Below are 15,803 nucleotides of genomic sequence, written 5' to 3'. Positions count from 1 at the left end.
CCGGGTGCCGCCTATCGCGTCGCCACATGCTGCGTCGCCGGCAGCGGCTGCGACAGCATCGTCTTGCTCGCATCGCCCACCAGGAAGAAGGGCGCCCAGAAATAGGGATGGGATATGTCGGGCCGCTCGATCACCTGCGTCTGCGCGCGGCGCAAAGCCGCGCCGATCGTCCCGGTCCGGCCGGTCGTGTAGAGCGTGCGGACGAAATCCAGGGTCGCCTCGCCATCCGGCACCTTCCAGTAAGTGGCCAGCACCGCACGCGCATTGGCGGTGATGAAGGCCCGGACCAGACCGTCCAGCGTCGCCGCCGATTCATCCTGCCCGCCCAGACGCCCGCCGCGCGTGGAGACGCCCGCCGCCGTCTCGCAGGCGAGCAGCACCACCAGATTGGCGTCCAGCCGCAGCCGGGCGATTTCCGAGAAGGTCAGCAGGCCATCCGACTGCGGCTGGTCGATCGGCGCGGGCGCCCCCAGCGTGGTGAGCAAGGACGGTGGAACGACCGAGCAGCCCCAATGCGATTCCGGCAGACCGTGCGTGGCGAAGTGGATCACCTGATAGCGGGTGTAATCGCCCGCATCGCTGGCCGCCATCATCGCGGTATCGGTGAAGGCCGCGCCGGTCACCTCGGGCGCGGTGGGATCGCCCAGCGCCTGCGCGGCGATGCCGAGTTCGGCCGCCGAGACGGGGCGCACCGCGCGCATGATGTTGGCGAGGTTGAGATAGGACATCGGGCAGCCGACGCCGAACGAGATCGGCCGCGCCGTATCCCGCGCCCCGCCCTCGATCGGCGGCGCATTCTGGCCAAACCCGATGAAGGGCCGCGCTGCCGCCGATTCCGGCAGGGCCCGCGCGATCAGGAAGGAGCGCGGCGACAGCGCGTTCGAAATCTCCGCGCGCCCGGCGAGGAAATCCACATGGCTGTAATCGTTCGGCTCCTGCTCGGCGCGGGCCGCATAGGCCTTCACCGAGGCTTCCTCCGCCACCATCACGCTCGCCGGCAGATTCTGGAGAGCGCCCGAGAGATCGAACACGATCGCCTTCGATCCCAGGATCGCGGGCTCGGCCGGCCCGGCCAGCAGGCGGAAGAGCGTGTGGGCCGAGGCGACGTCGAAGATCGGCAGCGTATCGCTATTGTCGCGGATCGAGTTGAGCACGGCCGTCGCCGTCTCGTCGACATCGTCGCTGGTGCCCGCGAGCGGATAGATCCACGTATGCGCGCCGTCGATCGTCGTCGCCCAGGCGCGGCCGCGCAGGCGGCTGACCTTCACATAGATTTCGCCCGGCCGGAGCGCCGCGCGCATCTGCGCGATAGTGGCGGGGCGATCGTCCACCGCGCGATAGCGGCTGTCGGACGAGATGGTCGCGTTCAGATCGACCAGCTTGGCCTCGGCGCCGCGCCGCTGGCTTTCCAGCGCGGCGAGCCCCGCCGCATCGTCGGCCGGGGCGGAGGCGATCGCATAGCGCAGCTGCACGATCTGCCGCTCCAGCTCGCCCCGGTCACGCACCTTGGCGCCGAGCATCCCGTCCCCCGTGACGACCGACTGGAGCTGCGCCAGCTGGCGCGCGATCGCCGGCTCGCCCACCGATTGGACCGCGCGGAAATAGCGCTCGGCAATCTCGTCCGTGGGGGTCTGCGCGTAGAGCGTCGCCAGCGTCTCCAGATAATTTTCGAGCGACGAGGGGACGATGCCGCTCGCATCGGTGGAGGCGATCAGCGCGTCCACGCCCGCATCATAGGCCGCCAGCAGATCCTTCATCGCCACGCCGGGGCGGCGCGCGAGGATGGAGGTGCGCTCCAGCTCCGTCTCCGCGATCATCAAGCCTTCGGCATTGCCGGGCGTGCCCGCGCGGCGCACCGGCCGATCGAGCGGGCAGGGCTTCGCCAGCGAGGGCGGCTGGCCCTGCAACGTCGCGATCGAGCAATCGAACAGCGACAGGGCCAGATCCACCTTGCCCTCGCGCACGGCGACGCGCGCATATTGGCGCTGCACGCGGGACTTGATCGCGACCAGCGCATCGGAATCGACGCTGCGCTGGAGTTCGCCAATCCCCTCGGCGGCGCGATCCAGTTCCTCATTGCTGTCCCTGGTGCGGCCGAGCGCCAGCAACGCAACGCTCCGCGCCCAGCGGCGCTGCGCCTCCAGCAACAGTCGCGCGAGCTGGGCGCCGTCGACGGCGGAGAGCGCCGCCGACACGCCCGCCCCCGCCGGCGCCTGATTGAGCGCGCTCAACGTGGCGGGATCGAGCAGCGGATTGTCGCGCGCATCCGTGGCCCCCATCGCCGCATAGGCCTCGGCCCATTGGCGGCGGTTGAGCAGATCGAGCCCGCGATAGACGGCGCGCTTCGCCTCCAGCGCGGCCGCGCGATCCGCGCCCGCATGGGCGGAGAGGACGGCGTTGGCGCGCGTGAAATGCTCGTCCGCCGCATCGAACTGGCGGATATTGCTGTCGGCGAGCCCTGCCTCCAGCTCCAGCTCGACGCGGGTGAGCGGCGCGGCTTCGCCGTCGAGGCGCGAGAGCGCGTCGTTCAGCAGGCGCGACGCCTCCACATAGAGGCCGCGATGATTGAGCTGGATGCTGGCCTGCAGGGCGGCGGCGGCATCGAAGCCCGCCCGCGCGTCCTTCGCCTGCGCGATCTTCGCGGGCTGTTGCAGGCGATCGGCGGCAAGCGTCGGCTTCACCACCACGTCGCGATCGGCGGGCGCGGGCGCCACGCGCGCGATCGTCCGCAGCAACGCCTCCAGCGGCCCGAGCGCGGTGGAGGCGCTGGCGCCCACATAGAGCCGCCCGTCATGCCGGAAGCGCACGCGCACGGCGGCGGTCGCCAGCGTCTCGTCATAGCAGGCCCGCGTCTCGACGGGGCCGATCCCCGCGATCGTCTGCTGGAGCGGGGCGCCGCAATCCGTCTCGTCGGCCCCGGCGGCGTGGGTTGGGGCGAGACGCAGCGCATAGCCCTGCTGACGGCTGGCGGCGACGCCCCGGCAGGTCAGCCCCCAGGCGGAATCGAACGCGTCACCCAGCCGGGGATCGCGCCAGTTGCGCGTGGCCGAACAGGGCTCGCCGGTCGCATCGCGGCCCAGCACGAAGATGTCGGGCGCGGCACCCCGCACGCGCGGCGCGGCCGTGCCGCTGCCGGACGCCAACAGCGCCGCCACCGCGACCAGAGCCCCGCGCTTCGCCCACATGCCCTTGATGTCCCGTACCCCCCGGTGATCCGGGATGATAAAGGTTCGGGAGGCTGATCGCTACTGGGGATGGAGCTCGCGACAGCCCTCCCTAAAGCCGTTCGTCTTGAGCGAAGTCGAAGGACGGGCTTCAGATGACATCGCTTGCAGCACGTGCTTCGACTTCGCTCAGCACGAGCGGGGGAATGAAGGTCAGTTCTTCAACGGCTGTCCCGGCTGCCAGCCTCCGCCCGTCGCGCGCGTCAGCTTCACGCTCGCCTGCAACTGCCGCGTCCGCAGCTCGATCGCGGTGCGCCGCACGCGCAGCGCCACGGTCTGCGCGGTCACCACGTCCAGATAATTGACCGCACCCTTGGAGAAGCGATTGACCGCCGTCTGCTCGGCGATCGCGGCCTGCTCCACCGCGCGGTTCTCGGCCTCGGCCTCGGTCCCGAGATAGTGGAGCTGGGAGAGATTGTCCTCCACCTCCTGGAATGCCGTCAGCACCTGTCCGCGATAATCGGCGGTCGCCTGCGCCCATCGCGCGCGCGCGACGCGCACCTGCGCGCGACGGCGCCCGCCATCGAACAGGTTCAGCACGGCGCTGGGCCCGATCGACCACAATATGTTCGGCGCGGTCATCAGGCCCGGTATGCCGGTATTCTGATAGCCGCCCTGCCCGCCCAGCGTGATGGCGGGGAAGAAGGCGGCCTTCGTCACGCCGATCGCGGCATTGGCGGCGGCCATGCGCCGTTCGGCGGCGGCGACATCGGGGCGACGCTCCAGCAAGGTCGACGGCAGCAGCGCCGGCACGCCGGGCAAGGTGATCGCGTCATCGCTTGCCGCGATCGAGAAGGAGGAGGCCGGCATGCCGATCAGGCTGGCGATCGCATGTTCGGCCAGCGCGCGCGCCGCCTTCACATCTTCCAATTGCGCCTGCGCCTCGGCCAGCTGCGCGCCCGAGCGGCCCGCATCCAGCGCATTGGCGATGCCGCCCTCGAAGCGATGCCTGGTGATCGTATCGGCCTGGGCATAGGCATCGATCGTGGCGGCGAGCAGCTTGATCTGCTGATCGTAACCGCGCAGCGCGAAATAGGTGGTGGCGAGTTCGCTTTCGAGCGAGAGCTTCAGCGCGGCGGCATCGTCGCCGCTGGCCTCCGCCTCGGCCTTGCCGGCGCGCACGCTGTTGCGGACGCGGCCCCACAGATCCAGCTCATAGCCGAAATCGCCCGCCACCGTGGCCGACGAATAATAATCGGGCTGGGTCTGGCCACGCAGCGGGCGATTGTCCGACTGGCGGTTGCGCGTGAGATCGGCGCCCACGCCGACCTCCGGGAAAAGGCCCGCGCGCGCCTGCGACAGATAGGCGCGCGCCTGATCGTAACGGCCGAGCGCCCCCGCCAGCGTGGGATTGTCGGAGGCGATCTTCGCCTCCAGCGCGCCCAGTTGGGCATCGCCGAACATGCTCCACCAGTCGGCGGGCGCGGCCGAGGCGGCGGCGGGCTGCGCCGGCTGCCACGGCCCGGCTTCCTTAAAAGCGGGCGGGGCCGGCGCGACCGGCGGCTTGTAGGGCGGCGCGAAGGAACAGCCGCCAAGCGCCGCCGCGCCCAGCAGCACCGCGATCAGGCGCTTAGCCATTGCTCTGCGTGCCGACCCGGACGAGTTCGCCCTCAGCGATGGAATCGGGCGGATTGTCGACGATCTTCATGCCCGGCTTCAGGCCGTGCGTGATCTCCACCTTGCCCCCCAGATCCCGGCCGATCGTGATCGCCACCAGATGGACCTTGCCGTCGGGTCCCACCGTGGCGACTTCGGTGCCGGCGGCGCGGAAGACGAGCGTGTTGGACGGGATCTGCACCGCGCTCTCGCGCCCGGCCATGTCGAACGACACCTGGCCATAGCCGCCGGCCTTCAGCGCCTCGCCCGGATTGTCGATCGCCACCTGCACCTGGAACGTGCCGGACTGGCCGCTGATCGCGCCCGACGTGCCGATCACGGGCCCCTTCCATGTCCGCCCCGGATAATCGGGGACGGTGACGGTGGCGGTCATGCCCGGCTTCATCGCGGCCGAATAGGCCTGCGGCACGCTGACATAGACGCGCATCCGGTGGATGTCCGCGACGGAGAAGAGCGGCTGCTGCGCGCTGGTGCCGGGGCCGACGAGATCGCCGATATCCGCCGCGCGCTGCGTCACCACGCCCGCGAACGGCGCGCGCAGCGTGGCGAAGCCCTTCAGCGCGGTCAGCCGCCCCAGATCGGCCTCGGCCGCCTGCACTGCCGCATTCTGCGCGAGCAGATCGCCGTTCTTCTCGTCGACTTCCTGATGGCTGACGGAGTTGGTCGTCAGCAGATCGTTCCAGCGTACCGCCGTGCTCTTGGCGAGCGCGGCATTGGCCCTGGCGCGGGCGAGGGCGGCGCGCGCCTGGATGATCTGCTGGTCCAGTTCGGGCGTGTCGATCTGGCCGAGCGCCGTGCCGGCCGGCACGTCCGCGCCGATGTCGCGATACCAGGCCTTCACGTAACCGCCGACGCGGGCATAGAGCTTGGCGTTGTTCCACGCCTCGATCGTGCCCGGCAGCGAGAGCGGTGCGCCGGAGGCGGCGGAAGGCACCGCGATCAGATGCACCGTCGGGATCGATCGCGCGTCGGACCACTCCTGCGCCTCGCGCGTATCGCGGTGGCGGATGACGGCGCCGGCGGCGACGACGCCGATAGCGACGACCCCGGCAACGATGCCGGCCGTCTTGAGGCCCTTCGGCGCGGCGGGCGCCGTGGCATCACTCTGCATGGACAAGTTCTCCGGTGGAAACATCGTGGGTCGCGCCGCGCTTGCTGCGGCTGTGGGCGATCGCGAACAGGACGGGCACGAACAGCAAGGTGGCGGTGGTGGCGCAGATCAGGCCGCCGATCACGGCGCGGCCGAGCGGCGCATTCTGCTCGCCGCCCTCGCCCAGGCCCAATGCCATCGGCGCCATGCCGATGATCATGGCGAGCGCCGTCATCAGCACGGGGCGGAAGCGGGTGGCGCCGGCCTCGGCCGCGGCCTTCATCGCATCGCCGGTGATCGCCAGCCGTTCGCGGGCGAAGCTGATGACCAGCACCGAGTTGGCCGTGGCGACGCCCATGCACATGATCGCACCGGTGAGCGCGGGCACGGAGAGCGGCGTGTGCGTGGCAAACAGCATCCAGACGATGCCCGCGAGTGCGGCCGGCAGCGCCGAGACGATCACGAACGGATCGATCCACGACTGGAAGTTCACGACGATCAGCAGATAGATCAGCGCGATCGCGCCGATCAGGCCCAGGATAAGCCCGGAGAAGGCCGTGTTCATCGTCTGCGACTGACCGCGCAGCGTGACGGTGGTGCCCTTCGGGCGATCCTTGGCCATATCCTTGATGATCGCGTCGATATCGCCCGCCACCGCGCCGAGATCGCGGCCCTGCGTCGTCGCATAGATGTCGAACGAGGGCTTGATGTCATAGTGGGTGACGAGGCCCGGCGACGCCTCGCGGTGGAGCGAGCCGAGCGCGCCCAGCAGCTGATAATCGCCCGCCTTGGAGCCGGTCACGGGGATGTTCTGCACCGAGGTCATCGAATCGGTGCGATATTCGGGCGTCTGGACGACGATCGGATAGGAGACGCCGTTCTTCGGATTGAGCCAGAAGGCCGGCGACACCTGCAGGCTGCCCGCCAGATTGACGGAAAGGCTGCGCGTCACGTCATTCTCGGTGATGCCGACGCGGTCCGCCTGCGCACGATCCACGTCGAAGGCCAGCTCCGGATAGTCATTGGCCTGCTCCAGCCGCACGTCGGCGATGCCGGCGATCTGGTGGAGCCGGTTCATCATCCGGTTCGCATACGCCTCGTTCGCCTCGCGGTTCGGGCCGGAGATCTGCAGGTCGATCGGCGCCGGCGAGCCGAAGTTCAGGATCTGGCTGATGATGTCGGCGGGCAGGAACGAGAAGGTCGTGCCCGGAAACGCCTGCGGCAGTTCGCGCCGCAGCGTCCGCACATAACCGTCCGTCGGGCTGTGGTCCTCGCTCAGGCTGATGAGGATGTCGCCATCCTGCGGGCCGATGCCGCCCGTATTGGAATAAGCGAGGTTGGTACCCGACACCGGCAGGCCGATATTGTCGACCACCGACACGATCTGGTCCGCCGGGATGATGCTGCGGATACGCGCCTCGATCCGGTCGAACTGCGCGGCCGTCTCCTCGATGCGCGTGCCGACCGGCGCGCGGACGTGAAGGCTGATCTGGCCGCCATCGATCGACGGGAAGAAGTTGCGCCCCAGCATCGGGACCAGCGCGAACGACAGCAGCACGACGGCAAGGAAGCCCGGGATGAACACGCGGCGGCGCGCCAGCGCGAAATCCAGCAGGGACAGATAATAGGTCTGCACCGTCTCAAACCGCTTCTCGAAGCCATGCTGGAAGCGACGGAACGGGTTCTGCGTGTGAGGGCGGCCGGCGCCCGCATCATGGCTGGCCGCCACCGCCACCGAATGCTCGGTCGCGTGATCGCGCAGCAGATAATTGCTCATCGTCGGCACCAGCGTGCGCGACAGGATGAACGAGGCGATCATCGCGAACACCACGGCCTTGGCCATCGGCGCGAACAGGAAGCCGGCGATGCCCGGCAGGAAGAACATCGGCACGAACGCGATGCAGATGCACAGCAGCGACACGAAGGCCGGGCGCACGATCTGCTCGGCCCCGTCGAGGATCGACTGGGTGACGGTCTTCCCCTGTTCGAGGTGCCAGTTGATGTTCTCGATCGTCACCGTCGCGTCGTCGACCAGGATGCCGACGGCGAGCGCGAGGCCCCCCAGCGTCATCACGTTCAGCGTCTCGCCCACCGCCGACAAGGCCGCCACCGCCGCCAGGATGGCGAGCGGGATCGAGGCGGCGATGATGACGGTCGAGCGCCATGATCCCAGGAACAGCAGGATCATCACGCTGGTGAGACCCGCCGCGATCGCGCCCTCGCGCACCACGCCCGAGACGGCGGCCTTCACGAACAGCGACTGATCGGCCAGCGGCTGCACGTTCAATGCGGCCGGCAGCGTTTCCTTCAGCTTCGGGATCAGCGCCTTGGCGCCATCCACGATCTGGATGGTCGAGGCCGACCCCGCCTTCAGGATCGTCATCAGAACGGCGCGACCGCCATCGACGCGCACCACATTCTTCTGCGGCGGCGAACCATCGCGCACATGGGCGACGTCACCCATCAGCACCGTGCTGCTGCCGACCGTCTTGATCGGCAGCTTGTTCAGATCGTCGATGACTTCCGGGCTGTTGTTCAGGCGGATATTATATTCATACTGGCCGATTTTGGCGGTGCCGGCCGGGATGATCTGGTTCTGCGCCGCCAGCGCCGCGCCCACGTCGGCCGCCGAAAGGTGGCGTGCCTGCAGGGCTGCGGGATCCAGATCGATCTGGATCTGGCGCTCGCGGCCACCATAGGGCGTCGGCACGGCTGCGCCCTGCACGGTCGCCAGCGCCGGCCGGATCGCATTCTGGCCGAGATCGAAGATCGCGCCCTCGGACAATGTCTTCGACGACAGCGCCAACTGCAGGATCGGGACGGTCGAGGCGTTGTAGTTCAAGATCTGCGGCGGGGTGATGCCCGGCGGCATCTGCTTCAGCACGGTCTGGCTGACGGAGGTCACCTGCGCGGTCGCCGTGCGGATGTCGGTACCCGGCTGGAAGAAGATCTTCACCACGCCGTTGCCGTTCAGGCTCTGGCTTTCGACATGCTCGATATCGTTCACCGAGAGCGAGAGCTGGCGCTCGTAATAATAGATGATGCGCCCGGCCATCTCCTCGGGGGGAAGACCCCGATAGGACCAGACCACCGCGATCACCGGCATCTTGATGTCCGGGAAGATGTCGGTGGGGGTCTTCATCCACGCGATCGACCCCGAAAGGGTGATCAGGATCGCCAGAACGACGAACGTGTAGGGCTTGGAGAGAGCGATCTTGACGAGTTGGAGCATGATGATTCCGTCGCGGCGACAGCAACCCAAATCGCCCTGTCGTGTAACAAAATCGAATGAAATGAATTTCACATGCGCTGAAAGGCGGCGACAGCGGAATTACGCAAGCCCGTTTCCTGCGCCGGGTCGCTCAATCTGAGCGGTTTCTGAACCGAACCGTCAGTCGGTCTCGTACGGGAAGCGGAGGCGCGCCGAAAGGCCGGGATGGGCGTCCTCCAGCCGCAGCGTGGCGCCGTGCAGATGCGCGATCGCCACCACGATCGAAAGGCCCAGCCCCGATCCCGGCACGTCCGCCGCGTTGGACCCGCGATGGAAGCGCCGCAGCACCGCCTCGCGCTCCGACACGGGGATGCCGGGCCCGTCGTCGCGCACCTCGATCTCGATCCCCTCGGGCTCTTCGTGCAGCGCGATGAGCACCGTCGAGCCGGCGAACTTGATCGCATTGTCGATCAGGTTGCTGAGCGCTTCGAACAGCAATTGTTCGTCCGCGCCGATCGTGGTGAGCCCCCCCGTGCGATGCTCCAGCGCGATCCCGCGATCCTCGGCGAGCGGCGCGTAGAGCTGGTGCGAGGCCCGCAAAAGCGCGGCGAGATTGACGGCGCGGAAGCCCGACCGGCGCGCACCCGTCTCGATCTCCGAAATCCGCAGCAAGGCGGCGAAGCGCGCCAGCACATGATCCAGCTCCTCGCGCCCCCGCCCGGCCAGCGCGACGATGGCGGGCGACGCCTCGGGTGAATCCGCCGCTTCGTCCAGCAGCGCGCGCAGATGCATCAGCGGCGTCCGCATGTCGTGCGCGATCGCATCGGTGACGCCCTTCACCTGCGCCACCACGCGGCCGACCTCCTCGACCATCGCATTGACGGTGCCGGCGAACTGATCGAGCTCGTCCCGCCGCCCGGTGATCGGCATGCGGACCTCGAAATGCCCCTGCGAGATCTTGCGCGCGGCGGTCTGCAATTCGCTCACGCGCCGGAGCGGGCTGAGGCTGAGCCAGGTTCCCCCCGCGCCCACGCCCAGCAGGATCACGATGCCGCTGCCCGCCACGATCGCCAGCACGCGCCGGCGCAGATCGCGCACCTGCGTGAAATCGCGGCCGACGAGGATGGTTTCGCCCGTGCCGGTGCGGACCGCGATCAGGCGGATCGGGACAGTGCCCGCCATCACCTCGATCGGGCGGCCGGGCTTCACCGGGCGATCGATGCTGATGTCGCCCACGATCTGCTCGCCGTCGCTGGCGATCAGCCCGACATAATTGAAGCCGTCCCGCTCGCGCCGCATCTCCTGCCCGACGCTGGCGGGCAGCCGCACCGGATCGACCGCGAGCAGGCGATCCGCGATGCTGCGCAGGATGCGATCGTTGCGCTCGGTCAGCTCGCGCGCCGTCATCAGATAGATCGCCGCCAGCAGCGCCAGCAGTCCGAGCGTGAAGACCAGCCCCAGCGAGATCGTCAGGCGGAAGGCGCTGGTCCGGCGGATATCGCCGAAGCGAAGCCGGTCAGACGGCATCGAGCCGGTATCCCTCGCCCTTCACCGTCACGATCGCGGAGGGACGGCCGGGCCGGTCCAGCTTCTTGCGCAGGCGCGCGATATGGACGTTGATCAGGTTCGCGCCCGGATCGAAATAATAGCCCCAGACGCGCTCGAAGATGATCTGCCGGCCGATCACCTCGCCCGCGCCGCGCGCCAGCAGCTCCAGCAGGCGGAATTCCATCTGCAGCAGGCGGACGGGCTCGCCATCGACGGACACTTCGCGCCGGATCAGGTCCATCCGGAGCGATCCCACCTGCAGCACGGTGGATTCGGCCTGCTGCACGCGGCGCAGCAGCACCTCGATCCGCGCCGCCATCTCGCTCGGCGCGAACGGCTTCACCAGATAATCGTCGCCGCCCGCGCGCAGCCCGGCGATGCGTTCGTCGACATCCGACAGGGCCGAGATCATCAGCACCGGCGTCGTCACGCCCTCCGCGCGCAATTGCGAGACGAGGCTGAGCCCGTCGAGCCCCGGCAGCATCCGATCCAGCGTCAGCGCATCGAACCTCTGCTCCTGCGCCAGCCGGAGCCCGGTGACGCCGTCGCGCGCCTGCACCACCTCATGACCGCGCGGCCGCAATTCGCGCGCGATCACCTCGGAGGTCAGCTCGTCATCCTCGACGATCAGGATATGCGCCACATGCCGTCCTTCGATCAGGCCCCGTCCCTACACCGGATTGGCGCCCCGCCAACAGGGCCGCGCCGGGAATGCGACACATGCCTGCCCCCAAAGTGCAACCCAAGCGTCATCCGCCCTCCCTACGGGGAAGCCATCTCGGGTTGGGGGAATGAAAATGACGCGAAGGGTCACTCTTCTGGGCATGGCGAGCCTGGCCGCGCTGGCGGCATCGAACGCCGCCGCCGAAGCGCCGGTCGATGCCGCCGCGCCGGTCAGCGCGGACGAGATCCTCGTCACCGCGCAGCTGCGCGCGCAGAATCCGATCGAGGTGCCGATCACGCTGAGCGTGACGACGGGCGAGGAATTGTCGCGCCTGGGCCTTGAGGATTTCGAGGAATTCTCCCGCTTCGTGCCGGGCTTCGAGGTGCAGAACCAGTCGCCCAACAATCCGGGCTTCGTGATGCGTGGCATCACCTCGGACAGCGGCTCGGCCTATAACGAGCCGCGCGTCTCGGTCTTCCAGGACGGCGTTTCCATCTCCAAATCGCGCGGCTCCTATGTCGAATTGTTCGACATGAACCGGATCGAGGTGGCCAAGGGCCCGCAGTCGACGCTCTACGGGCGCGGGGCTTTGATCGGCGCGGTCAACCTCGTCGAGAACAAGGCCGATCCGTCCGCCTTCGCCGGCATGCTCCGCGCCGATTATGGCAATTACAACGCCTATGTCGTGGAAGGCATGGTCAACACACCGCTGGGCGAGGGCGTGGCCGCACGCATTTCGGGCCGCTATCGCAAGCGCGACGGCTTCATCCCCAATCTGCTGGGCGGCCAGGATTTCAACTCGGTGGATACCGGCGCGATCCGCGGCACGCTGCATGCCGAGACGGACGCGATCACGTTCGACCTGATAGGCAATTACCAGAAGGATTCGCCCGCCGGCACCGCCTTCAAGTCGATTTCCTATCGCCCGACCAACCCGACCACGGGCGCCGTGATCGGCGATGCGGGCCGCAACAGCGGCGCGGCGCTGGCGCCCGGCGCGGGCTTCGAGGGCGGCAAGGATCTGGGGCTGAACCGCAAGGTGTGGGGCGTCACCGGCCTCGCCAGCTGGAAGCTCAACGACACGCTGACGCTCAACTCGATCACCGCCTATCGCACGTTCCACGCGCTGGAGATCTTCGACGCGGACGGCATCTCGCTGCCGATGCTGACGGCAGCCGAGGATGCGCGCGGCAAGCAGACCAGCCAGGAGCTGCGCCTCACCTTCGAGCAGGGCCCGATCACGGCCTTCATCGGCGGCAGCTATTTCCACGAGAGCGGATCGCAGCGCACGCCCGCGCAGTTTGACGAGCGCGCGCTGCTGGCGCGTCTCGCCGGCTCGCTCTCGGGCACGGCCGCGATCCCCGGTCGCCCGACCACCGATCCGGCGCCCGCCGCCCTGCTCGCCAACACGGCCTTCACCTCCGCCCTGCTGCAGGGCGTGGCCGCGGCTTACGGCGTGCCGCTGCCGGCCGCGCAGGCGGTGGCGATCGCCTCGAACCTCAAGGGCAGCCATCTCGAGACCAGCACCAATTATTCGCGCACCAATTCGGTCGATCTGTTCGGCGACGTCACCTATCGCGTGACCGACAAGCTCGAATTCGGCGCGGGCCTGCGCTATTCGCATGACGACAAGCATACGGGCTACAGCGCCGCCGTGCTCAACGGCCGCTCGATCCTGGGCGGGCTGATCGGCGCGCTCTCGCAGCCCGCCGCCACGCGCACCGCCCTGCTCGGCGCGCTCGCCGTGCCGGGCGCGGCCAACATCCCGACCTCGGCCGCCTATCCGGTGCCGCTGTTCGGCCTGGGCACGCAGCCGACCACGGGCAACGGCAATCGCACGGACAGCGCGCTGAAGAATGACGGCTTCGCCTGGCGCTTCACCGCGCGCTATGCGGCCTCCGATCAGGCGAGCTTCTACGCCACCTATGCGCGCGGCCGCCGGCCGCAGGTCCTCTCCGTCTCCGGGCCGTCCGCCCCTCTCGGCGCCGCGCGCTTCGGCGTGCTGCCGAACGAGCGGGTCGACAGCTACGAGGCAGGCGTGAAGACGGCGCTGCTGGACCGCAAATTGTTCCTCGACGGCGCGGTTTTCTATTACGATTACAACAATTTCCAGACGACGGTGCAGCAGGGCACGCAGATCGTGACGATCAATGCGGGCAAGGCGCAGAGCTATGGCTTCGAAAGCCAGGCGCGCTGGGTGGCGACCGATTATCTCTCGGTGATCGCCAGCTACGCGTACAATCACAGCCGCTTCAAGGCAGGCGTGCGCGACGGCAACCGCTTCCGCCTCTCGCCCGATCATTCGGCCTCGCTCGGCGCGATCATGGATCTGCCGGTCGGCCCCGGCCGGATCAGCTTCGCACCGAGCCTGACCTATCAGAGCAAGGTCTTCTTCGACGACGACAATGATCGGCCGGATCTGCAGCAACCGCCGGCCGCTCTGGTCGCCGACAATATCCAGGACGAGCAGCAGGGCGGCTATGTCCTGGCCAATGCCCGCTTCGGTTTCGAGCCGAACAGCAAGGCGTGGCGGATCGAGGCTTATGTCGAGAACCTCTTCAACAAGAAATACATCAAGGACGCCGGCAATACGGGTGACTCGCTCGGCATGCCGACCTTCATCTCGGGCGAACCGCGCTTCTATGGCGTGAGCGCCACCGTCCGCTTCGGAGGTGCCAAGTGAGCCAGTTCACGATCGATCGCCGCGCCGCACTCGGCCTGATCGCCTCGGGCGCGGCGGCCGCTTTGCCCGCGACGGGCGCGCAGGCGGCGCCGAAGGGCGGCGTCCGCTTCGCCCACGGCGTGGCCAGCGGCGATCCGACCCCGCGCGGCGCGATCCTGTGGACGCGCGTGACGACGCAGGGGTCCACGCCCGTCGACGTCAGCTGGCATGTCGCCGAAAACGCCGGTGCGCAGCCGATCGAGAGCGGCGCCACGCAGGCCCGCCCCGCCCGCGACTTCACCGTCAAGGTCGAGCCGAAGACGCTCAAGGCCGGCCAGGACTATGTCTATTGGTTCGAGGCGGCGGGGGTGAAATCTCCGGTCGGTCGCTTCCGTACGCTGCCCGAAGGCAAGCTCGACCAGCTCGTCTTCGCGGTCGCCAATTGCCAGCTGTACGGCAACGGCCTGTTCAACGCTTACGAGACGATCGCGCAGGAGCCGAAGCTCGACGCGGTGCTGTTCCTCGGCGACTATATCTACGAATATGAGGCGCTGGATTATGGCGGCGCCAATGCGCGCAAGCTCAACCGCATCGTGGAGCCCGCGCACGAGATCGTGACCCTCGCCGATTACCGTCTGCGTCACGCCTCCTACAAGAGCGACGCCGATCTGCAGGCCGCGCATGCCCGCGCCGCGTGGATCTGCGTGTGGGACGATCACGAGACCGCGGACAACAGCTGGGTCCACGGCGCGGTGAACCACCAGCCCGCCACCGAAGGCGACTGGGACAAGCGCAAGGCCGCCGCGATGCAGGCCTATTTCGAATGGATGCCGATCCGCGATCCGATTCCGGGCCAGCCATGGGAAGCGATCAACCGCGATTTCCAGTTCGGCGATCTCGCCACGTTGCTGATGGTGGAGACGCGCCTGCTCGCGCGCAGCCAGCAGGCGGACGAGGTCAGCAAGCCGGTCGACGCCGCCTCGATCAAGGCGGCTCTGGTCGAGCGCGCCCGGCCCGAGCGCGAGATGCTCGGGCAGACACAGCGGGAATGGCTGGAGCGCGAGATGAAAGCGTCCGTCGCGGCGGGCAAGCCGTGGCAGGTGCTGGGCAATCAGGTGGTGATGGCGCGCGTGCCGGGGCCGACCGTGGCGAAGGAGGTCATCGACAGCCTGCCTGCCCCGATCGCGGCGCAGGTGCGCGTGGCGGATGCGGGCTTCCGCGCGGGCCTGCCCTATAATCTGGACAGCTGGGACGGCTATCCCGCCGCGCGCGAGCGGCTCTATGCCAGCTTCCGCGCCGCCGGGTCGCGCCCGATCGTCCTGTCGGGCGACAGCCACGCTTTCTGGGCGAACGATCTGTTCGACGACAAGGGTACGCTCGTCGCGGCCGAGTTCGGCGTCTCCTCGATCACGAGCCCGTCGGTGGGCGACAGCCTGCCGGGCGTCCCGCTCGGGCCGATGCTGGAGAAAGCCGGCGAGGAGGTCGTCTTCTGCGACCAGAGCGCCAAGGGCTATATCCGCCTGACGCTCGCCCGCGAGGCGGCACAGGCCGATTATGTCGCGGTGCCGATCCTGGCCAAGCCCTACAAGGCGGACCGGATCGCCCGCTACGAAACGAAGGCCGACGGCGTCCGCCTGAAGCGGATTTCGTAGCCACACTCGCTCTCCTTTCCCGCGCGTACTGAGCCTGTCGAAGCACCGTCTTTCTTCTCCCTGACGCGGACGGAAAGAAGGACGACACTTCGACAGGCTCAGTGCGAACGGAGGTCATGGGGCGCACGAGCAGGC

General features: G+C 68.4%; 8 protein-coding genes. 2 read left to right on the top strand and 6 right to left on the bottom strand.

Annotated elements, in window-relative coordinates; all coding sequences use genetic code 11:
• Positions 1 to 11: 11 nt before the first annotated feature.
• The 6 genes from HL653_RS07895 to HL653_RS07870 form a co-directional block, all read right to left on the bottom strand.
• Positions 12 to 3,185, bottom strand: coding sequence for a CHAT domain-containing protein (locus HL653_RS07895; protein WP_171744038.1), 3,174 nt, complete (start codon positions 3,183 to 3,185; stop codon positions 12 to 14).
• Between the two features lie 192 nt (positions 3,186 to 3,377).
• Positions 3,378 to 4,802 (bottom strand): efflux transporter outer membrane subunit, encoded by a 1,425-nt coding sequence (locus HL653_RS07890; protein WP_171744037.1) that lies wholly within the window; start codon positions 4,800 to 4,802, stop codon positions 3,378 to 3,380.
• A complete protein-coding gene (locus HL653_RS07885) occupies positions 4,795 to 5,952 on the bottom strand; it encodes an efflux RND transporter periplasmic adaptor subunit (protein ID WP_171744036.1) in 1,158 nt (385 codons plus the stop codon). Before HL653_RS07885 ends, HL653_RS07890 begins: the two co-directional genes overlap by 8 nt.
• Positions 5,942 to 9,163 (bottom strand): efflux RND transporter permease subunit, encoded by a 3,222-nt coding sequence (locus HL653_RS07880; protein WP_171744035.1) that lies wholly within the window; start codon positions 9,161 to 9,163, stop codon positions 5,942 to 5,944. Before HL653_RS07880 ends, HL653_RS07885 begins: the two co-directional genes overlap by 11 nt.
• Positions 9,164 to 9,322: 159 nt before the next feature.
• Positions 9,323 to 10,669 (bottom strand): HAMP domain-containing sensor histidine kinase, encoded by a 1,347-nt coding sequence (locus tag HL653_RS07875; RefSeq protein ID WP_171744034.1) that lies wholly within the window; start codon positions 10,667 to 10,669, stop codon positions 9,323 to 9,325.
• Positions 10,659 to 11,333, bottom strand: coding sequence for a response regulator transcription factor (locus HL653_RS07870; RefSeq protein WP_171744033.1), 675 nt, complete (start codon positions 11,331 to 11,333; stop codon positions 10,659 to 10,661). Before HL653_RS07870 ends, HL653_RS07875 begins: the two co-directional genes overlap by 11 nt.
• Before the next feature lie 154 nt (positions 11,334 to 11,487).
• On the opposite strand from HL653_RS07870, the gene HL653_RS07865 reads away from it, so the two are divergent.
• Together HL653_RS07865 and HL653_RS07860 are read left to right on the top strand one after the other, a co-directional pair.
• Entirely contained in the window at positions 11,488 to 14,037 is a 2,550-nt protein-coding gene (locus tag HL653_RS07865; RefSeq protein WP_171744032.1) for a TonB-dependent receptor, read from the top strand.
• Positions 14,034 to 15,668, top strand: coding sequence for an alkaline phosphatase (locus HL653_RS07860; protein WP_171744031.1), 1,635 nt, complete (start codon positions 14,034 to 14,036; stop codon positions 15,666 to 15,668). The genes HL653_RS07865 and HL653_RS07860 overlap by 4 nt, the downstream gene beginning before the upstream one ends.
• Positions 15,669 to 15,803 lie beyond the last annotated feature (135 nt).

It is taken from the genome of Sphingomonas sp. AP4-R1, from assembly GCF_013113735.1.
Taxonomy (GTDB): Bacteria; Pseudomonadota; Alphaproteobacteria; order Sphingomonadales; family Sphingomonadaceae; genus Sphingomonas_I.
This window is presented reverse-complemented; position numbering and strand designations above follow the sequence as displayed.